The sequence below is a fragment of the Cellulomonas sp. HZM genome (assembly GCF_000708885.1).
Taxonomy (GTDB): domain Bacteria; phylum Actinomycetota; class Actinomycetes; order Actinomycetales; family Cellulomonadaceae; genus Cellulomonas.
The window spans coordinates 1-19,616 of the sequence record NZ_JEOE01000001.1; the positions used below are offsets into that span (position 1 = coordinate 1).

A 19,616-nucleotide genomic window follows, 5' to 3' on the forward strand; every position below is an offset into this window, starting at 1 on the left:
CCATCGGCCAACGCCACCCGCACCCGGTCCGCACCCCGAGGCGCGTCGGCGTCGACCAGCACCAGCCGGTCATCAGCGACACCCTCACGAGGCGAACCAGGAACTTCGAACATGCGTATGAACCTACCCGAACCGGACACCCCGGGTCAACCTAGAAATGGCACCTGACCAGCACAAACATCGACCGGGTTATCCACAACCAGATGCCTGTGGACGGCTCGACCCGTCAGTCGTCGCCCCCGTCAGCGGGCACGAGCACCACGACCGCCCCGCCCCCCAGCGCGACGCGATCGGGCTCCACGCGGTACGCCCCCCAAGCCAGGGCCACGTCGAGCGCGCCGGCATCCGAGGGCAGAGCCACGGTGACCTCGGGCCCCGCCCCGAGCCGCACCAGCACCCTCGCGGCACCCCGCGAGAGCACGAGCACCCCCTCCCACGGCCCGTTGCTCGCGTCGGGGCCGGACCACGTGAGGTCGGTCGCCGCGAGGTCGCCCGAGGCGAGGTCGGGCACGGCCCGCCGCAGCGCGACGAGCGACCGGTACCACTCGAGCATGCGCGCGTGAGGTCGACGGCCAGCCTCCGTGCGGTCGAGCATGCTCGAGGAGAACGTCGACCGTGCCTGCGGGTCGGGCACGGTGACGGCTCCCCAGTCGTGCCCCGAGAACTCCGCGGCACGACCGGTCCGGACTGCGTCCGCCAGCTCGTCGGACTCGTACGACGTGAAGAACGCCCACGGTGTGGTGGCACCCCATTCCTCTCCCATGAAGAGCATGGGCGTGAAGGGCGACAGGAGCAGCAGCGCGGCGGAGGCGGCGAGCCGGTCGGGGTCGAGTGCCGCCGACGGGCGGTCGCCGGTAGCCCGGTTGCCCACCTGGTCGTGGTTCTGGTCGCTCACGACGAAGCGGTGCCCGTCGGTACCCGCCGGGACCGGACGCCCCCAGTCGCTCGCCCGGAACGTCGACCATCCGCCGGTGTGCAGGAACGCACCGCGCATGACGGTCCGCAGCGCGGCCGGCGTGCCGAAGTCGACGTAGTACCCGTGCTGCTCCCCGGTGAGCAGGGCGTGCAGCGCGTGGTGCACGTCGTCGGCCCACTGCGCACTCATGCCCCAGCCGCCGGCGGACGTCGGCGTGATGCTGACGACGTCGTTGAGGTCGGTCTCCGCGACGAGCGACAGCGGCCGGCCCGCATCCGACGAGAGGGAGGCGACAGCGTCCGAGAGCTCCGCGAGCACGTGCACCGGCGAGTCGTCGTGCAGCTCGTGCACGGCGTCGAGCCGCAGCGCGTCGACCCGGAAGTCCGAGAACCACCGCAGCGCGGACCCGATCAGCCAGCGTCGCACCTCGTCGGAGCCGGGACCGTCGAGGTTGACCGCGTCGCCCCACGGCGTGCGGTGCCGGTCGGTGAAGTACGGCCCGAACGTCGACAGGTAGTTGCCGGACGGCCCGAGGTGGTTGTGCACGACGTCGAGGCACACCCCGAGCCCGAGCCCGTGCGCGGTATCGACGAAGTGCTGCAACGCGGCCGGGCCGCCGTATGCCTGGTGCACGCCGTACGGCCCGACGCCGTCGTACCCCCACCCGCGGTCGCCGTCGAACGGTGCGAGCGGCATGAGCTCGACGACGTCGACACCGAGGTGCACGAGCTCGTCGAGCCGATCTGCCGCCGCGACGAGCGTCCCCTCCGGGGTGAACGTGCCCACATGCAGCTCGTAGAGCACCTTCCCGAGCACGTCGATCCCGCCCCATGTCGAGCGCCACACGTGCACGTCGGGGTCGAAGACCCGGCTCGGACCGTGCACACCGTGCGGCTGCCACGCCGAGCGCGGATCGGGCCGCGCGGGGCCCTCGTCGACACTGAACGCGTAGTCCGTGCCGTGCGTGAGCTCGGGTCCGCTCCACCACGCCCCGTCGCGCGCCATCTGCACGTGGCTGTCCCCGAGCACGAGCGTGACGGACGACGCGTCCGGCGCCCACACGCGAGGGATCACGCGTCGCTCCGCACGAGCAGAGCGACCGGGAGCGACACGAGCACGTCGGCCGCCGGCACGACGCCTCCGAGGTGCACGTGCCCGGACAGGACGTCGTGCCAGTCGCCGTCGGGCAGCGCCACGGTGTGGTCGGCCCACCCGCCGAGCCGATCGAGCGCGGCCGCGAGCCTGGTCGCGACGACGACGACCCGCGCTTCGCCGTCCACGGTCCGCGCGTACGTGAGCGAGTGGCCCGACGAGTGGGCGAGCGGCAGGAAGCCGGCGTCCGGACCGACGAACGCCTCACGCACGTCCCGGCGCACCCGCAGCGTGCGGGACGTGACCAGCAGCTTCTCGTCGGCCAGGTCGCGCGCCCCTGCGCCGTCGTCGAGGCGCTGCAGCCGCGCGACGAGCGGCTCGAGCTCGACGGGCCGCCGGTTGTCCGGGTCGACGAGCGTCGGCGTGGGCACCTCGGTGCCCTGGTAGACGTCGGCGACCCCGGGCAGCGTGAGCTGGACGAGCTTGGTCCCGAGCGTCGCGGCACGCACCGCGGCCCTCGTCCTCAGCTCCCAGTCCGTGAGCAGCCCGACGACGACAGGGTCGGCGAGCGCCGACGTCGCCGCGCCGAGCACGGCCAGCTCGTACGCCTCGTCGGGTGCCGTCCACGTGGTGCGCGACTTCGCCTCGCGCATCGCCTTCGTGAGGTACTCGGTGAGCCGCTCTGCCGAGATCGGTCCGTCCGCCGTCCACGTGCCCGCGAGCGTCTGCCACAGCAGGTACTCGGTGCGCCCGTCGACGAGCCCGCTGCGGTACGGCGCGGAGGCCGCCCGCAGCTTCTCGACCAGCGCCGACCACTCGTGCGGAAGCTCGCTCACGACCCCGAGGCGGGCACGCGTGTCCTCGCTGCGCTTGGTGTCGTGCGTCGTCGACGACGTCATGCCGAGCGGCCCTGTCGCCTGCAGCCGTGAGGCCCATGCGAGCAGCTCGGTCGGCGTGAGCGCGAACCGTTCCGGTGCGCCGCCGACCTCGCACAGCGCAGTCAGGTGCGTCCACCGGTAGAACGCCGTGTCCTCGACGCCCTTGGCCATGACCGCGCCGCACGTCTGCTGGAACCGCACGACGAGCTCGTCGCGCCGATGACCGCGCGTGCGTCCGGCGCTGCCGACCTCACGTCCGAGCAGCAGGTCGACGACGACGTCCATCGTCTCGCCGCGCTCGGGCGCGAGCCGCTCGCGAGCGAGGTCGGCCGCGGCCGTCAGGACCTCGACCGCCTCGGGTCCGGGCGCGACCCCCGGCAGGACGTAGGCGCGGTAGCGGTCGAACGCGACGAGCAGCTCGACGAGGCAGTCCTCGAGAGCGCGCCAGGTGTGGTCGCGCAGGCGCAGGTCCTCGCGGCAGATGTCGGCGGCGAGCGCCGTGAGGCGGTGCACCTCGGCGTACAGGGCGCCGTCGACGATCTCCCGCTTGGACCGTTCGACGATCGCGGCGAGCGCGTCCGACGCGTCACCCGTCACGCGGTGCATGACACCGGCGAGCTCGGCCGCGCCCCCGGGGTCGACGAAGGTCTGCTGCACGCGCCACATCGCGTCGTAGCCGGTGCTGCCGGCGGTGTCCCAGTCGGCGGGCAGCTCCTCGTCGCCCTCGAGGATCTTCTCGACGACCACCCATGCGCCGCCGCTCGCCTCGCGCAGCCTCGCGAGGTAGCCGGCGGGGTCGGCCAGCCCGTCGGGGTGGTCGATGCGCAGGCCGTCGAGCGTCCCGTCCGCGAGCAGCTCGAGGACCAGCCGGTGCGTCGCGTCGAAGACGTCCGGGTCCTCGACCCGGATCGCGACGAGCGTGCCGACGTCGAAGAAGCGGCGGTAGTTGAGCTCCTCGTCGGCCACCCGCCAGTAGGCGAGCCTGTAGTGCTGCCGCTCGACGAGCTCCGCGAGGCCGAGCGACTCCGTCCCCGGCCGCACCGGGAAGACGTGGTCGTGGTACCGCAGCACGGTCGTGGGACCCTCACCGGGCACGTCCACCGTGTCGAGGGCCAGCTCGCCGCGCGCCAGCACGCTGCCGATCCGGTCCCCGAGCACGGGCACGAGCAGCGAGCCGTCGCCCGCGGACCAGTCCACGTCGAACCAGTGCGCGAACGGCGACTGCGGACCCTGCGACATCACGGACCACAGCGCACGGTTGTGCCACGCGGGCGTCGGCACCGCCATGTGGTTCGGCACGACGTCGAGCACGAGGCCGAGCCCGGCCGCGTGCGCGACCGCCGCGAGCCGTCGCAGGCCGTCGATGCCGCCGAGCACCTCCGACACCGTGTCGTGGTCGACGACGTCGTACCCGTGCGTCGAGCCCGGTGCTGCGGCCAGCACGGGGGACAGGTACAGGTGCGTCGCACCGAGGTCGGCGAGGTACGGCACGCGTGCGGCGGCGGCGTCGAACGTCAGGTCGGCGCCCAGCTGCAGGCGGTAGGTGCTGACCGGCACCGGCGCGGAGGGCGCCGGGAGCCGGTGGGAAGAGACTGCGCGGTCCTCGGCCATCAGCGCGGCTCAGCTCGTCGAGGGCTTGGGCTTGGACGACCGACGACGCGGCTTGACGAGCCCCGCCTCCTCGCGTGCCTGGGCGACCGCGTCGTCGACGTGCGGCTCGGCGTGCGCCGCCTGCGCCGCGGCGCGTGCGGACTCGCGTGCCGCCGCGGCGTACGCGCCGGACGCGTAGGCCGGGACGGGCTCGACGGGCGGCCGTGTGAGCACGACGACAGAGTTGCGCTCGAGCTCGAGCGTGGCCCCGGCGTCCCATGTCGACCCGACGCTCACGTGCGTGTCGGTGTCGAGGACGGTCGTCCACGTCGTGCCGTACTCGGCGTCCGGCAGCGTGAACGTCGCGGCCTCTGGCTGCCCGTTGAACAGCACCAGGAACGAGTCGTCGGTGATCGGCTCGCCGCGCAGGTCGGGCTCTGCGATCGCGTCGCCGTTGAGGAACACCTGCACCGCGCGGGCCTGGTCGTTGCGCCACGCGTCGTCGCCCATGTGCTCGCCGGCGGGGTTGAGCCACGCGATGTCGAGCAGGTCGGACTCGCCGCCGTGCTCGGGTGCGCCGGCGAAGAACCGGCGGCGCCGGAACACGGGGTGATCGCGGCGCAGGCGCACGACCTCGCGCGTGAAAGCGAGCAGCGACGTCTGGGCGTCGTCGAGGTCCCAGCTCATCCACGACAGCTCGTCGTCCTGGCAGTACACGTTGTTGTTGCCCTGCTGCGTGCGGCCCACCTCGTCGCCGTGCAGGAGCATCGGGATGCCCTGCGACAGCATGAGGGTGGCGAGGAAGTTGCGCTGCTGGCGTGCGCGCAGCGCGAGGACCTCCGGGTCGTCCGTCGGGCCCTCGGCGCCGCAGTTCCACGACCGGTTGAAGCTCTCGCCGTCGCGGTTGTCCTCACCGTTCGCCTCGTTGTGCTTCTCGTTGTACGAGACGAGGTCGGCGAGGGTGAAGCCGTCGTGCGCGGTGACGAAGTTGACGCTCGCGATGGGTCGGCGGCCGGTGTGCTCGTACAGGTCCGACGAGCCGGACAGCCGGCTCGCGAACTCGCCGAGCGTCGACGGCTCGCCGCGCCAGAAGTCACGCACGGTGTCGCGGTACTTGCCGTTCCACTCCGACCACAGCGGGGGGAAACCGCCCACCTGGTACCCGCCGTCACCGATGTCCCAGGGCTCGGCGATGAGCTTGACCTGGCTGACGACCGGGTCCTGGTGCACGAGGTCGAAGAACGCCGACAGCCGGTCGACCTCGTGGAACTGCCGGGCGAGGGTCGCGGCGAGGTCGAAGCGGAAACCGTCCACGTGCATCTCGGTGACCCAGTAGCGCAGCGAGTCCATGATGAGCTGCAGCACGTGGGGCGAGCGCATGAGCAGCGAGTTGCCCGTGCCCGTGGTGTCGAAGTAGTGCGCCTGGTCGTCGTCCACCAGGCGGTAGTAGTTGGCGTTGTCGATCCCGCGGAAGCTGAGCGTCGGGCCCAGGTGGTTGCCCTCGGCGGTGTGGTTGTAGACGACGTCGAGGATGACCTCGATGTCCGCCGCGTGCAGCTCCTTGACCATCGCCTTGAACTCCTGGACCTGCTGGCCAGGTCCCTTGAACGCAGAGTAGGCGTTGTGCGGCGCGAAGAAGCCGATCGTGTTGTAGCCCCAGTAGTTCGACAGGCCCTTGTCGCGCAGCGACGTGTCGTCGACGAACTGGTGCACGGGCATGAGCTCGATCGCGGTCACGCCGAGCGCCTTGAGGTGCGCGATGACGGCCGGGTGCGCGATGCCCGCGTACGTGCCGCGCAGCTCTTCGGGCACGGCCGGGTGCAGCTGCGTGAGCCCCTTGACGTGCGCCTCGTAGATCACCGACTCGTGGTACTCGTGCTCGGGTGCCCGGTCACGTCCCCAGTCGAAGTAGGGGTTGATGACGACCGACGTCATGGTGTGGCCGGCCGAGTCGTCGTCGTTGCGGCCGTCCGGGTCGCCGATCGGGTACGACAGCAGGGACGGGTCGCCGTCGATCTGCCCGTCGATCGCCTTCGCGTACGGGTCGAGGAGCAGCTTGGCGGGGTTGCAGCGGTGCCCGTGCGCGGGGTCGTAGGGGCCGTGCACGCGGTAGCCGTAGCGCTGGCCCGGCTGCACCGCGGGCAGGTAGCCGTGCCACACGAACGCGTCGACCTCGGGCAGGTCGACGCGCGTCTCGGTGCCGTCGGCCTCGAGCAGGCAGAGCTCGACACGTTCGGCGACCTCGGAGAACAGGGCGAAGTTGGTGCCGCTGCCGTCGTAGGTGGCACCGAGGGGGTAGGGGCGTCCGGGCCAGATGAGCATGCGCCCCAGGGTGCCAGTCGGTCAGACGTCCGGCACCTGGGCCCACCCGTGACGCACGTCTCACCGGACGGACCCGTGGCCCACCGGGTTGCGGCCGCGCGGAGCTCCTGGTGCGCTCGGGGGTGGGTGTGCGGAGCCGGCTCCGCACGGCTGCTCGGTGATGCTGACGGGCGACGCCGATGGGCGACCGGGCCGACGAGGGAGCGGACATGGCTGGACGTGTGGTGGTCGTCGGTGGCGGGCTGGCAGGTGCCAAGGTGGTCGAACAGCTCCGCGATCGCGGCCACGACGGCCCCGTCGCCCTGCTGGGCGCCGAGACCGAGCGGCCGTACGAGCGGCCCCCGCTGTCGAAGGGCTACCTGCTGGGCACGGACGAGCGCTCGGCGGCCTTCGTGCACGACGAGGGCTGGTACGCCGAGCACGGCGTCGACCTGCGCACCGGCACACGTGCCCGAGCGATCGACCTGGGGTCGCGGGACGTCGTCGACACGTCCGGCACGCGGCACCCCTTCGACCACCTCGTCCTCGCGACCGGTTCGCGTCCGCGTCTCCTCGACGTCCCCGGCGGTGACCTCGAAGGGGTGGTGCACCTGCGCACCCTCGACGACTCCGACCGGCTGCGAGCCGCGCTCTCCTCGGCGCAGCACGTCGCGGTCGTCGGGGGCGGGTGGATCGGCCTCGAGGTCGCTGCGGCCGCGCGTGCCGCCGGGTGCGAGGTCTCGTTGCTGGTGCGTGACCGGCTGCCGCTCGTGAAGGTTCTCGGCCCCGAGCTCGCGGCGCTGTTCGCGCGACTGCACCGGGACAACGGCGTCGACCTGCGTACGGGCGTCGCCGTGACCCGCGTCGTGCCCAGGGGGACCGGGGCGCGCGTCGGGGCGGTCGAGCTCGACGACGGCGCGCTGCTCGAGGCCGACCTCGTGGTCGCTGCCGTCGGGGCGTCGCCGCGCACCGAGCTCGCCGCACAGGCGGGCCTCACGGTCGACGACGGCGTCGTGGTCGACGCCCACCTGCGGTCGTCGGTTCCGCACGTGCTCGCCGTGGGCGACGTCGCCCGCGCCTGGCACCCGACGCTGCGCACCCACCTGCGCGTCGAGCACTGGGCCACGGCGCTGCACCAGCCCGAGACGGCCGCAGCGACGATCTGCGGGCTCGACGAGCCCTACGACGCCCTGCCGTACTTCTTCACCGACCAGTACGACCTCGGCATGGAGTACACCGGCTGGATCGGTCCGCAGGGATACGACGAGGTGGTCGTCCGCGGCGACCTCGACGGGCGTGAGCTCGTCGCGTTCTGGCTGCGCGAGGGCAGGGTGCTCGCGGGCATGAACGTGAACGTGTGGGACGTCGTCGACGACGTCACGGCACTGGTGCGCTCAGGTGCCGTCGTCGACCGCGCCCGGCTCGCCGATCCCGACGTCTCGCTGGGCGACCTCGGTTGACGCCGCGGCGGCGTGCTGAGACGTCCGGTGGAACGAGGCGACCAGCCGGGCGATGAGCGTCGCGAGGAACAGCTGGCCGGCGAGCGCCTCGAGCATCGCGAGGCCGCGGCCGGCGTCGCTCGCGGCCGTCAGGTCGCCGTACCCGAGCGTGGTCAAGGTGGTGAACGAGAAGTACTGCAGCGACTGGGCGGTCGCCGCGGAGCCGTCGGCGAAGAACGGCGCCTGCAGCCAGGACACCACGCCGAACACGCGCGCGAAGAGGACGCCCAGCAGCAGGTACGCCGAGACGGCGCCGGCGACGACGCTCCCGTTCACGTCCGGGCGCGTCAGGACGCGCGCCAGCACGACGACGATCGTGACGGCGAGGACCACGACGAGCACGGTGTCCGTGACCCCGGCGGCGTCCCGGTGCCCCAGCGCCGCGAGCGCGACGCCGATCGCCACCGCACCGACGACGGGCACGACCCTGCCCGTGACGCGCATCCACCCGCCCGGGCGAGACGTGCGCACCGCGAGGAACAACGTCACGAGGTACAGCACCGCCACCGTGGTCTGGACGGCCGGTTCGCTGCTGAGGACGGACAGCACGTAGGCCGCGACGAGCATCGCCAGCACCACCCCGAAATGGTCGGGGGCCACCCTTGCGCGCGTCACGTCGGCAGCATCGCGGCCGTGACGCGCGCCGCGCAAGGTCGCCGCGCCGGCTCAGGAGGTCAGCGCCATGACGATGAGCAGCTGGGTCACCAGGAAGCCCATCACGAGGTTGAGCCACAGGAACCGCCGCCAGCCGCGGTTCGCCAGCTCGCACTCGTCGTCCGACAGGTCGCGGAACGGTGCGACGGACCAGAGGTAGACGATCGGGACCACCGCCGCGAGGCGGCCCGGCCACCCCGCGCCGAGCATGAGCACGGCTGAGAGCGCGTACGCACCCATCGACAGCCGGACGGTCCGGCGCGCCCCGAGCACCGTGGCGACGGACCCGATCCCCGCGCCGCGGTCGGCCGCGATGTCCTGCACCGCGCCGAACGCGTGCGACGCGGCGCCCCACAGGAAGTACGCGGCGAGCGTCGCGAGGACCGGGACCGTGAACCGGCCGTCGGCCAACGTCACCGCGAACACGGCCGGGCTGACGAAGTGCGTGCTCGATGTGAGCGAGTCGAGCACCGGCCGTTCCTTGAACCGCAGCCGGGGCGCCGAGTAGGCGACCACCGCGGCGACGCTGACCGCGAGCACGGCGGTGGACAGCGCGTCTCCCAGCAGCACGAGTGCCGCCAGGAACGGGACGTTCGTCAGCACCGCCGCGCGGATCGTCGTCGCGTGCCAGCGGTCGTCGAGCACGACGCCCTCGACGCCGCCCTTGCGCGGGTTGCGCACGTCCGACTCGTGGTCGAAGACGTCGTTGATCCCGTACATCGCGAGGTTGTAGGGCACGAGGAAGTACAGCGTGCCGACGACGAACGCGGCATCGACGTCGCCACCCGCCAGCAGGTACGCCGCGGCGAACGGGTAGGCGGTGTTGATCCACGACAACGGGCGCGACGAGCCGACGACCTGTGCGAGACCCGCCCGGAGGGAGCTGCGACGATGCTCAACGCGCACGGGACACCTCCGGCGACTCCGTCCGGGACCCGCGCCGCCCGCCGCGAGCACGCAGCAGCCCGTCGACGGCCGGCAGCAGGAGCCCCGCCGCGACGGGCCACGCGAGGTCCTCGACGGGCGTGAGCCACACGCGCACGCCCGTGAGATCGGCGGGGGAGTAGCGGAAGAGGTCGGCGCGGACCATCAGGCTGTCGAACACGACGGTCAACGCCGCCAGCACGACGACGGTGACGGCGCTCGCGATCACGAGCCGCGTGCCTCTCGTGCGCGCCCACGCGATCGCGGCGACGGTGGCCGCGACGGCGACCAGCCCGAGCCCGAGCGCGAGGTAGCTCACCGCGTCCCCCTGGCGTCGAGCGCACGTGTGACCGCCCGGTGGACGATCATCGTCAGGTAGGACAGGAACGTCACGAACACGAGCTCCTCGAGCGGGAAGTGGGGCGCGAGCTCGATCCCCAGCAGCGCCGACCCCTCCCCGCGTCCGTAGTAGCCGGCGACGAGTGCGAGGACGTCCCACAGCACGAAGAACGCGACTCCGACGAGGACCACCACGACGCCCCGCCCGACCTCGCCGGCGGCGAGGAAGAGGCGGTACCGCACGTCGAGCGCGACGACCCCCGCGATCGACACGAGCTCGACGAGCAGGTACGCGCCCCTCACGCGACCGCCTCCTGCGACGCGCCCGGCTCGGGCAGCGGCCGCGACGACGTGTCGCCCCGAAGCCGCTTGACCACGTTCTCCGCACTGATCAGGCACATCGGGAGCCCGATGCCCGGGACGGTTGTCCCTCCGGCGTAGAGCAGCCCGCGCACGCGCCGTGACACGTTCCGTCCGCGCAGCATCGCGGACTGCCGAAGCGTGTGCGCGGGCCCGAGGGCGCCGCCGGACCACGACGACAGGTCGCGTGCGAAGTCGGCCGGGCCCACGGTCCGGCGCACGACGACACGCTGCGCGAGGTCCGGGACGCCGAGCCGCGACGCCAGCGTCGCGACCGCACGGTCCGCGACCTGCTCGACGAGCGGGCTTCCGCCGCTCCCGATCGTCGGGTCCGCCGGTACCGGGACCAGGACGAAGAGGTTCTCGTGGCCGACCGGTGCGACGGAGGGGTCGGTGCGCGACGGCGCGCACACGTACATCGACGCCGGATCGGGGATGCGCCGGTGCGGGCCGAGCACGGCGTCGAAGTTGGCGCGCCAGTCCGACGTGAAGAACATCGAGTGGTGCGCGAGGCCGGGGAGCCGTCCGCGGACGCCGAGCATCGCGAGCACCGCGCCCGGGCCGGGGTCGCGGCGGTCCCACCAGCTCTGCGGGTAGGTCTGCAGCTCGCGCGGGAGGAGCCGCGTCTCGAGGTCGTGCAGGTCTCCTGCGCCCACCACGGCGTCGGCGTCGACCCGAGCGGTGCCGCCGCCCGCGTCGACCTCGACGCCGTCGACCTGAGCGTCCGTCCCGACGAGCACGCGTGTCACGCGAGCGCGCGTCCGCACCCGCACACCGAGGCGGCCGCACACCCGCACGAGGGCGTCGACGACCGTGCCGAACCCGCCGCGCGGGTACAGGACACCCTGCGTGAGGTCGCAGTGGCTCATCAGGTGGTAGAGGCTCGGTGCCCTCTCGGGGGACGTCCCGAGGAACACGGCCGGGTAGCCGAGCACCTGTCGCAGCCGAGGGTCGCGGAACCGGCGGGCGACGTGCCGTTCGAGGCTCGTGGTGAGCAGGCCGGCGAGCCGCGGCAGGTGCCGGACCAGCTCCGTCGACGTCAGCGAACCGGGGGAGAACGTCGTGTACAGGAAGCGTCGCAGCGCGAGGTCGTACGCCTGGTGTGCCGACCTGCGGTACGCGGCGAGCGCCGGCCCGGCGCCCGGCTCGATCGCCTCGAAGGCCGCGTCGGCCGCGCCCGTCACGACGTCGAGCGGCTCGTCGTACCCGTCGAACCACACCCGGTAGGCGGGGTCGAGCCGCACGAGGTCGAGCTCGTCGTCGGTGCTCGTGCCGAGCATCGCGAAGAAGTGGTCGAACACCTCGCGCATCAGGAACCACGACGGACCGGTGTCGAACGTGAACCCGTCCGAGCGCCAGGTCCCGGCGCGCCCGCCGACCTCCTGGCGCTGCTCGAGCACCTCGACGTCGTGCCCGTCCCGGGCCAGGAGCGCAGCCGTCGCGAGCCCCGCGACGCCGGCACCGATCACGACGACCCGCATCAGTGCGCCCCCAGCAGCGAGCGGGCGACGATGAGGGACTTCGTCGTGACGCCGACGCTCACCCGGGTGCCGGCGATCGTCGCCGCGGGGGTGCGCCGCAGCCGCGCCGAGAGGGCCGCGAACAGGTCGTGCGCGCACCGCACCGCCCGGCGGCTCGACGGCGGCAGCAGCGCTATCGCGTCGGCCGCGATCGCGAGGTCGGTGTCGATGTCGTCGAGCAGGTCGTCGCGCTGGTCGTCGGTGAGGTGGTGGGCGTCGACGCCGGGGAGGTAGTCGCGTCCGAGGTCGTCGTGGTCGGCGCCCAGGTCGCGCAGGAAGTTGACCTTCTGGAACGCGGCGCCCAGTCGGCGCGCGGCCGGGGCGAGGTCGTCGAACCGTCGTGCGGCGTCGGCCTCGTCGGCCAGGAACGCGCGCAGGCACATGAGGCCGACGACCTCGGCCGAGCCGTAGACGTAACGGTCGAGAGACCGTGCGTCGTGCGCCGTGCGGGACAGGTCGGTGCGCATCGAGGCGAAGAACGGCCCGACGAGCTCCTCGTCGATCCCGGTGCGCACGGCCGTACGCGCGAAGGCGTGGACGACGAGGTTGGTCGAGAAGCCACGGGCCGTCGCCCGGCGGACCTCGTCCTCGAGGTCGTCGAGGAGCTCTCCGCGCGCGGAGGGCCCGAGACCGAGGTCCGGCGCGTCGACGATCTCGTCGGCCACGCGCACGAGCCCGTAGACGTTGCGCACGTGCGTGCGGACCGGCTCGTGGAGCAGGCGGCAGGCTCGCGCGAACGATGTCGAGTACTCCTCGACGACCTGCGCCGAGGCACGACTGGCGGCGGCGTCGTACAGCGTGCGCGACCCGGCCGACGCGTCTCGCCGGGCGTGACCTCGCCCGGACAGCGCGGTCACGCCGCCCTCCCGGGCGAGCGCCGGCCCCAGCCGGACACGCGGTCGACGACGTCGTCGAGCCCGGCCTCCTGCGCGAGCGCGCGTGCCGCGTCGAGGTGCCCGTCGACGAGGTCCTCGACGAACGCGCGTGCCCCGCACGCCTCGAGCGCGGCGCGCAGCACGTCGGCGTCCTCGCACGAGAGGTCGGGGTCGCCGAGGTGCTGCTCGATCGTCGGCCACTGCGGCGTGGAGGCGGCGTGGGCCACGAGCGCGGTCATCTTGCCCTCCCGCAGGTCCGACAGGGCCGACTTGCCGGTCACGACCTCGTCGCCGAACACGCCCGCGAGGTCGTCGCACAGCTGGAACGCGATGCCGAGCACACGTCCCAGCTCGCCGAGCAGCCCGAGCGTGTCGTCGTCGGCCCCCGCCATGACGCCGGCAGCCTGCAGCGGAAGGCAGAACGAGTACGCGGCGGTCTTGGCCTCGGCGACGGCGATCGTCTCCGCGACGCTCGGCACGCGGGTGCCGAGCCCCAGGTGCACGTCCTGCAGCTCACCCGCGGCGCTGACGCGCACGGCGTCGTCGAGCAGAGCGAGCAGGCGCGTGCGCACGGCCGGCGAGACCGGCGCGTCGGCGACCGCCAGCACCGCGCCGACGAGCTCGAGGTCGCCGGCGAGCACGGCCGCAGCCTGCCCGTACCCCGCCGCGGCGACCGGTCCTGCGCCCGCGCGGGTGGCCCTCGCGACGAACTCGCCCGCCACGTTGTCCCGACCACGTCGCCGCAGGTCGTGGTCGATCACGTCGTCGTGGACGACGAACGCGGCGTGCAGCAGCTCGAGGGCGTCGCCGACGTGCCGCGCGGCCGACTCGTCGTCGCCCCCGAGCACGCGGTACGTCTCCTGCAGCAGCCGAGGGCGCAGCCGGCGCCCTCCGCCCGACGTCGTGGCCATCGCGGTCCACAGCGCCTGGTTCTCCGGGCCGAGGTGCGTCGTGCCGGCCGCGCCACGTGCGAGGAAGTCGTCCACGTCAGCCCACCATCCCGACCAGGTCGGAGGGGCTCGTCGTCGTGTCGTCTTCCACCAGGTCGCCCAGCTGGAGCACCTGCTCGACCATCCACGGGCTCAACGCCCACGGTGCGGCGTCGACGGCGCGGCCGAGCTCCTGCGGCGTGACCCACCGCAGCTCGGCGACCTCAGCGGGGTCGGGGTCGGGCGCCCGTCGGGTCGTGGCGAACCACACCGGGCACACCTCGTTCTCGACGACACCCGAGGCGTCGGTCGCGCAGTACCGGAAGCGGGGCAGCACGAGCTCGAGGTCGTCGAGCACGAGCGCGAGCTCGGAAGCCGCGTGCCGGACCACGGCCGCTCGCGGTTCCTCACCAGGACGGGGGTGGCCGCAGAAGGAGTTGGTCCAGACGCCGGGCCACGTGCGCTTGGCGAGCGAGCGTCGAGTCAGCAGCACGCGACCCTGCGAGTCGAACACGTAGCAGGAGAACGCGAGGTGGAGCGGCGTCGCGTGGTCGTGCACGTGTGCGCGGGGTGCCCGGCCGTTCGGGCGCCCCGCCGCGTCCAGGAGGACCACGTCGTCGGGCATCATCGGCATGTGTGCACTCCTCTAGTACGTCCGTCAGCCGTCGTTTCGCTAGCCAGGCTAGCGAGTGCGCCTAGTATCGCCGCATGAGGGCGACCCCGCACTTCTGGTACGACGACGAGTCGGTCGTGCCGGTGCTCGAGGCCCTGCGCGAGTTCCGCAGGGCCGACGCGGACATGCGACGGCGGCTCAGCGCCGGCATGGAGATGAACCTGACGGACGTGCAGGCCGTGCGCTACGTCGTCGCCACGGAGCAGGCCGGCGCACCTCCCAGCGCGGCCGACCTCGCTCGACACCTCAGGATCTCGACGGCGTCCACCACCAAGTTGCTCGACAGGCTCGAACTATCGGGCCACGTCGTGCGGCGCCCGCACCCGACCGATGGCAGGGCCGTCGTGGTGTGCAGCACAGACCACTCGCACGCCGAGATCCGCCGCCGCCTCACCTCCATGCACGCCGCGATGGCGGATGCCGTGCGGGCCGTCCCCGAGGGGGCCCGACCCGCGCTCGTCGACTTCCTCACCACGATGGCCCACGTGCTCGACGAGCAGGACGTCGCACCGCTCGAACCGGCAGGCGGGCCGCGTGGCGCGACAGGTTGACGGCCCCGTCGAGCCGCTCCGCGTGCCGATCCCGCGCACGCCCGGTAGACACGGGTGCAGGGACGACGAACGGGAGGGTCATGGACACCGTCGACCTGCTGATCGAGGGCTTCGACCGGATCTCACCGTCGCTGCGACGCGCCGTCGGGGGACTCTCCGTCGACGACCTCGCCTGGCGCCCCGACGAGCGGGCCAACTCGATCGCGTGGCTCGTGTGGCACGCGGCCCGCGGGCAGGACGCACAGGTCGCGCCCCTTGCAGGGGAGGACCAGGTGTGGACCGCGGACGGCTGGGCGCGGCGGCTCGACCTGCCGCTCGACGACTCGGCGACCGGCTACGGGCAGGGTCGGGACGAGGTGGCGGCCGTGCGTGCGGAGCCCGACCTGCTCCTGGGCTACCTCGACGCGGTGGGCGCACGTACCGGCGCGTACCTGCAGACGCTGCGCGGTGACGACCTCGAACGCGTCGTCGACGAGGGATGGGACCCGCCCGTCACCCTCGGCGTGCGGCTGGTCAGCATCCTGGCGGACGACCTGCAGCACGTGGGCCAGGCGGCCTACGTGCGCGGGCTGCTGGACCGACGCGGCTGAACGGGGCGGACGAGGTCGGCTCGCACCAGGCCACGTCAGGTCGGATCAGCTCGGCGCAGCCTCGGCCCGGTGCTGCGGCCTGCGGACCCGGGGCTGCGGCACCTGCGGTCCGCGCTGCTGCGGCACGCCCGGCTCGGGCGTCGCCGGAAGGGGGGCCGCCCGGGCGACCTCGTCGACGAGCACCTGCCAGCAGCGTGCGGCCCGCCGGAGCTCGCTCGCGACGACGTCGGGTGCCACGTGCCCGGTGACGTGCTCCCCGGCGGCGTCGTCGAGCGCGTCGAGCCCGTTGTCCACCGCCCGACGTGCGGCGCGGTAGCTCGAGCCCTCCCGGTCCGCCGGGCTCGTCACGACCTCCAGTGCGGCTGCGCCGTCGTAGAACTCGGCGCGCACGAGCTCGAGCGCGGCCGGGCGCTCGAAGAGCGTGAGCCGCTGCGCGGCGTCGGCGACCGCGTCGGCGACTGACGACGTCGCGAGGCGCTCGACCGTGCCGGCCATCGCGTCGGGATCGACCTGGAGCCGCACGAGCAGCGCGACGGTCCGCCCTAGCACGGCCTCGCGCCGGTCGCGCTGCATCCGGCGACGGTGCTCCGCCTCGCGAGAACGCTCGCCCTCGCGCAGCGCGGCCGCCGCGGCCTCCCGCTCCCGGCGCTCCATGAGCGCGCGTACCTCGGTCGCGTGGCGCGAGACCCGGGAGATGCCGAGCAGCACCTCGCGCTCGCTCGTCTCCTGCCCCGCGTGGACCAGGTCGCGCGCGGCGACGTTGACCGGGGTCGCGAACCCCTCGTCGGTGTAGGCGAACAGCGCCACGGCGTGCCGGTCGGCCCACAGGACGGCCGTCTTGGCGAAGCCGGAGTGCGAGTAGAACACCGCGGTGCGCGCCCCGGCGACGATGCGGAGGTGCTCGAGCTGACGGGTGTCGACGGGGGAGCGGCTGCGGTCGACGAGGCCCGCGAAGTCGAGCCCCACGAGGTCGACGTCGTCGCCCGCCACCGAGGCGTGCACGTCCACGCGGGCGAGGACCAGCCGCGCGTGGCGTTCGGCGAACCGCTGCGCCTCGCGCCACCGGGGGTCCCTGCCGACCGCGCCCACGTCCCTCTCCCGTCGGTGCCGCGCACGCGCGTGGCCAGAGCGACGCTACGCGGGTCAGCGAGCCCGGTGCGGGGTGAATGTGCAGGTCGTGGGCCATCCGGGTGACCCAGAGCGGACGAATCCGGCGGTCGCGGGTGCGCCGTCTCACCCGTTGGTCGACGCGACCCACCTCTCATGGGAGCGCTTCCGCCTCGCGCCATCGGCGCGCTCAGGTCGCGCACGGGGCGCGGCGCCCGCAGGCTGGTGCCCGACGCCGCGGGGCGTCGCACGACCCCGACGCAGGAGACCACGAGGCGAAGGTGCCCCAGGACGCTGACGACGAGCTCGCACGTCGGTTCCGCGCGGGCGACGACGACGCCCTGGCCGCGGTCTACCAGCGCTGGTCCCCGCTCGTGCACACGCTGGCGCGCCAGTCGCTGGGTTCCGACGCCGACGCGGACGACGTGACGCAGCAGGTGTTCGTCGGTGCGTGGCGGGGGCGGGAACGCTTCGACCCGGCGCGTGCCCGCCTGTCCACGTGGCTCGTCGGCATCGCCCGCCACGCGATCGTCGACGTGCACCGCTCGCGCTCCGGCCGGGCGCGTCTCGCGGTCGCGGTCGCGGCCGGTGCAGGACGCGTCGTCGAGGACCGCCTCGCCGACGAGGTCGTCGACCGGGTGCTCGTGGCCGACGAGCTGGAGCGCCTCGACGAGCCCGGACGCACCGTGCTGCGCATGGCGTTCGACCGCGGTCTCACGCACACCGAGATCGCCGACGAGCTGGCGATGCCGCTCGGTACGGTCAAGAGCCACGTCCGGCGAGGACTGGCACGACTGCGACAGCGACTGGAGGTGGACGGTGCCACACCCTGAACCCGACGATCTCGCGCTCGCAGCGCTCGGCGAGCAGCCGTCCCCGGAGGCGGTCGCGCACCTCCAGGGGTGCGAACGCTGCCGCGACGAGCTCGCGGCGCTGCGCCGGACCGTCGCGGCGGGCCGCGCGATGGTTCCCGGCGACGCTCCCCGAGCGCCCGGAGGTCACGTGTGGGCGGCGATCGAGGACGAGCTCGCCGCGGACGGGGCGCCCCGGGGCGCGCGGCAGGGCACGGCAGGGGCGCCGGCGCCGGCTCCCGTGCCGCCGCGGGGCGTCCGCCGCTGGGTCGTCGCCGGGGTCGCGGCGGTCGTCGCGCTCGCCGTCGGGGTCGTCGTGGGCGTGGCCTGGTCACGGCGCGACCCGGGCACGTCCGTCGCGCGCGCGGACCTCGTCGCGCTGCCGGCATGGACGGGCGCGTCGGGGTCGGCCGACCTGCGCTCGGTGCGCGGCGTCGACCGGTTGGAGGTGCGTGTCGCCGGCGCCCCGGGCGACGACGGGTTCCGGCAGGTGTGGCTGGCCACGTCCGACCTGCGGGGCATGGTGAGCCTCGGGGTGCTCGACGGCGGCTCGGGCACGTTCGACGTGCCGAGCGGCCTCGACCTGGACGCCTACACCGTCGTCGACGTGTCGCAGGAGCCGTTCGACGGCGATCCTGCCCACTCGGACGACTCGGTGGTGCGGGGGACCCTCGAGCGCTGAGCCGGTCGCCGCCCGGCCGCTGCATCCGGAGGCGCCACTTCTCCCGAACACACACCTGCAGGCGTCGTCCGGCGCCGCATCGAGCAGTGTGTGGAGGAGATCCGACGATGAAGCTACGCCGCACCATCACCGCAACCACGGCGGCCCTTGCCCTCACGTTCGGTCTCGGGATCGGCCTCTCGCCGGGAGCACAGGCGGCGGCGCCTGCCGTGGCACCCGCGACGGCCCATCCCGGGACGAGGAGCCTGGCCGAGGTGCTCGCCGCCGACGGGTCCCGCTTCGACCGCCGCTGGGGGGACTTCGACATCGTCGACGCCGCCGTGCGGGCCGTCCTCGCGGCCAAGCCGACGAGCCCCGTCGCGGTGCTCGCCGACGGCACCGTCCCGCTGACGGCCTTCCTGCCGACCGACGAGGCGTTCCGGGTGCTCGCGCACGACCTGACCCACCGCTGGTACCGCTCCGAGCAGCAGGTGTTCGGCGTCGTCGCGTCGCTCGGGATCGACACCGTCGAGCAGGTCCTGCTGTACCACGTGGTGCCGGGAACGACGATCACCGCGCGTGCTGCGCTCGCCTCCGACGGGGCGTCCCTGACCACGGCACAGGGAGGCTCGATCACGGTGGACGTGCTGTTCCGACCGCTGGGCATCGCGCAGCTCGTCGACAAGGACCCCGACGCTCCGAACCCGTTCCTGATCCCGTGGAAGCTCGACCTCAACACGGGGAACCTGCAGGTCGCTCACGGCATCTCGCGCGTCCTGCGACCGGTGGACCTCTGACGGCATGGCCCGGGCGTCAGCGCCCGAGACCGACGGAAGCCGTTCCCGATCGATCGGGAACGGCTTCCGTCCTGCTGTGATGCTGGTGGGCGATACTGGGATCGAACCAGTGACCTCTTCCGTGTCAGGGAAGCGCGCTACCGCTGCGCCAATCGCCCGGGGTACTGCTGGGTGAGCTTGCGAGGTGGAGATGGGATTCGAACCCACGTATACGGCTTTGCAGGCCGCTGCCTCGCCTCTCGGCCACTCCACCCTGAGACCGCAGTCCTGCGCGGCCAGGGCCGAGAAGGAATGTCTCCGAGCGGACGACGGGATTCGAACCCGCGACCCTCACCTTGGCAAGGTGATGCTCTACCACTGAGCCACGTCCGCACGCACTTCCCGCCGTTTTTCTCACCGGCGTTCCGTGTGCGTCCCAGACTCTAACCGAGTTCTGCGGCGAGAGTCCAACCGGGCTCGCGTGCCGCACGATCACGCGGAACCGGGCACCGCGACGCCCTCGGCGGGGC

The 19,616-nt window shown here is 73.2% G+C and carries 18 protein-coding genes and 3 tRNA genes; 6 read left to right on the forward strand and 15 right to left on the reverse strand.

All coding sequences use genetic code 11. The features are described 5' to 3' along the window. Positions 1-226: 226 nt before the first annotated feature. Genes treZ through glgX form a run of 3 tightly spaced genes read right to left on the reverse strand, consistent with a single transcriptional unit; the run spans position 227 to position 6,798 of the window. Entirely contained in the window at positions 227-1,990 is a 1,764-nt protein-coding gene (gene treZ / locus AW16_RS0100005) for a malto-oligosyltrehalose trehalohydrolase (protein WP_029287000.1), read from the reverse strand. Then, positions 1,987-4,497 carry a malto-oligosyltrehalose synthase gene (gene treY, locus AW16_RS0100010; RefSeq protein ID WP_029287004.1) on the reverse strand — a complete coding sequence of 837 codons (2,511 nt, stop codon included), beginning with the start codon at positions 4,495-4,497 and terminating at the stop codon, positions 1,987-1,989. The genes treZ and treY overlap by 4 nt, the downstream gene beginning before the upstream one ends. Before the next feature lie 9 nt (positions 4,498-4,506). After that, a complete protein-coding gene (gene glgX, locus AW16_RS0100015; RefSeq protein ID WP_029287005.1) occupies positions 4,507-6,798 on the reverse strand; it encodes a glycogen debranching protein GlgX in 2,292 nt (763 codons plus the stop codon). 209 nt (positions 6,799-7,007) lie between these two features. Between glgX and AW16_RS0100020 the strand changes: the two genes are divergently transcribed. After that, entirely contained in the window at positions 7,008-8,237 is a 1,230-nt protein-coding gene (locus tag AW16_RS0100020; RefSeq protein ID WP_029287008.1) for an NAD(P)/FAD-dependent oxidoreductase, read from the forward strand. Here AW16_RS0100020 and AW16_RS16660 read toward each other — a convergent pair. From AW16_RS16660 to idi, 8 genes are read right to left on the reverse strand one after another with little or no spacing between them, the layout of a single operon-like run. Then, entirely contained in the window at positions 8,172-8,891 is a 720-nt protein-coding gene (locus AW16_RS16660) for a potassium channel family protein (protein ID WP_231495894.1), read from the reverse strand. The two genes, AW16_RS0100020 and AW16_RS16660, sit on opposite strands and share 66 nt — an antisense overlap. Positions 8,892-8,942: 51 nt before the next feature. Continuing rightward, positions 8,943-9,836, reverse strand: coding sequence for a prenyltransferase (locus tag AW16_RS0100030; RefSeq protein ID WP_029287011.1), 894 nt, complete (start codon positions 9,834-9,836; stop codon positions 8,943-8,945). Continuing rightward, positions 9,826-10,173 carry a lycopene cyclase domain-containing protein gene (locus AW16_RS0100035; RefSeq protein ID WP_029287013.1) on the reverse strand — a complete coding sequence of 116 codons (348 nt, stop codon included), beginning with the start codon at positions 10,171-10,173 and terminating at the stop codon, positions 9,826-9,828. Before AW16_RS0100035 ends, AW16_RS0100030 begins: the two co-directional genes overlap by 11 nt. After that, on the reverse strand, positions 10,170-10,496 hold the full coding sequence (locus tag AW16_RS0100040) for a lycopene cyclase domain-containing protein (RefSeq protein ID WP_029287014.1): 327 nt from the start codon (positions 10,494-10,496) through the stop codon (positions 10,170-10,172). Before AW16_RS0100040 ends, AW16_RS0100035 begins: the two co-directional genes overlap by 4 nt. Next, positions 10,493-12,034 carry a phytoene desaturase family protein gene (gene crtI / locus AW16_RS0100045; protein WP_029287016.1) on the reverse strand — a complete coding sequence of 514 codons (1,542 nt, stop codon included), beginning with the start codon at positions 12,032-12,034 and terminating at the stop codon, positions 10,493-10,495. Before crtI ends, AW16_RS0100040 begins: the two co-directional genes overlap by 4 nt. Continuing rightward, a complete protein-coding gene (locus tag AW16_RS0100050; RefSeq protein WP_369794739.1) occupies positions 12,034-12,930 on the reverse strand; it encodes a phytoene/squalene synthase family protein in 897 nt (298 codons plus the stop codon). Before AW16_RS0100050 ends, crtI begins: the two co-directional genes overlap by 1 nt. Next, the gene (locus AW16_RS0100055) at positions 12,927-13,934 is read right to left on the reverse strand and encodes a polyprenyl synthetase family protein (protein WP_051681531.1); all 1,008 of its coding nucleotides are present in this window, start codon (positions 13,932-13,934) and stop codon (positions 12,927-12,929) included. Before AW16_RS0100055 ends, AW16_RS0100050 begins: the two co-directional genes overlap by 4 nt. 1 nt (position 13,935) lies before the next feature. Further along, positions 13,936-14,511, reverse strand: coding sequence for an isopentenyl-diphosphate Delta-isomerase (gene idi / locus AW16_RS0100060; protein ID WP_051681532.1), 576 nt, complete (start codon positions 14,509-14,511; stop codon positions 13,936-13,938). A 74-nt stretch (positions 14,512-14,585) separates the two neighbouring features. On the opposite strand from idi, the gene AW16_RS0100065 reads away from it, so the two are divergent. After that, the gene (locus AW16_RS0100065) at positions 14,586-15,101 is read left to right on the forward strand and encodes a MarR family winged helix-turn-helix transcriptional regulator (RefSeq protein WP_029287023.1); all 516 of its coding nucleotides are present in this window, start codon (positions 14,586-14,588) and stop codon (positions 15,099-15,101) included. A gap of 80 nt (positions 15,102-15,181) precedes the next feature. Continuing rightward, on the forward strand, positions 15,182-15,691 hold the full coding sequence (locus AW16_RS0100070) for a DUF664 domain-containing protein (RefSeq protein ID WP_029287025.1): 510 nt from the start codon (positions 15,182-15,184) through the stop codon (positions 15,689-15,691). 45 nt (positions 15,692-15,736) lie between these two features. Here the strand turns inward: AW16_RS0100070 and AW16_RS0100075 are convergent, their stop codons facing one another. Continuing rightward, entirely contained in the window at positions 15,737-16,780 is a 1,044-nt protein-coding gene (locus AW16_RS0100075) for a hypothetical protein (protein WP_029287027.1), read from the reverse strand. Positions 16,781-17,079: 299 nt separating this feature from the next. Here AW16_RS0100075 and AW16_RS0100080 point away from each other — a divergent pair, with 299 nt between their 5' ends. From AW16_RS0100080 to AW16_RS0100090, 3 genes are all read left to right on the forward strand, one after another. Then, complete coding sequence (locus tag AW16_RS0100080) at positions 17,080-17,631, forward strand: RNA polymerase sigma factor (RefSeq protein WP_029287029.1); 552 nt, start codon at positions 17,080-17,082, stop codon at positions 17,629-17,631. Next, positions 17,618-18,331 carry an anti-sigma factor gene (locus AW16_RS0100085; protein ID WP_029287031.1) on the forward strand — a complete coding sequence of 238 codons (714 nt, stop codon included), beginning with the start codon at positions 17,618-17,620 and terminating at the stop codon, positions 18,329-18,331. Before AW16_RS0100080 ends, AW16_RS0100085 begins: the two co-directional genes overlap by 14 nt. 107 nt (positions 18,332-18,438) lie before the next feature. Then, complete coding sequence (locus AW16_RS0100090; protein ID WP_029287033.1) at positions 18,439-19,107, forward strand: fasciclin domain-containing protein; 669 nt, start codon at positions 18,439-18,441, stop codon at positions 19,105-19,107. A gap of 83 nt (positions 19,108-19,190) precedes the next feature. On the opposite strand, the gene AW16_RS0100095 is transcribed toward AW16_RS0100090, so the two are convergent. The 3 genes from AW16_RS0100095 to AW16_RS0100105 all read right to left on the reverse strand — a co-directional run bounded on the left by AW16_RS0100095 (position 19,191) and on the right by AW16_RS0100105 (position 19,479). Then, positions 19,191-19,265: transfer RNA gene (locus AW16_RS0100095), tRNA-Val, on the reverse strand. A 24-nt stretch (positions 19,266-19,289) separates the two neighbouring features. Next, a tRNA-Cys gene (locus AW16_RS0100100) sits at positions 19,290-19,360 on the reverse strand. 47 nt (positions 19,361-19,407) lie between these two features. Continuing rightward, positions 19,408-19,479 (reverse strand) — tRNA-Gly (locus AW16_RS0100105). Positions 19,480-19,616 lie beyond the last annotated feature (137 nt).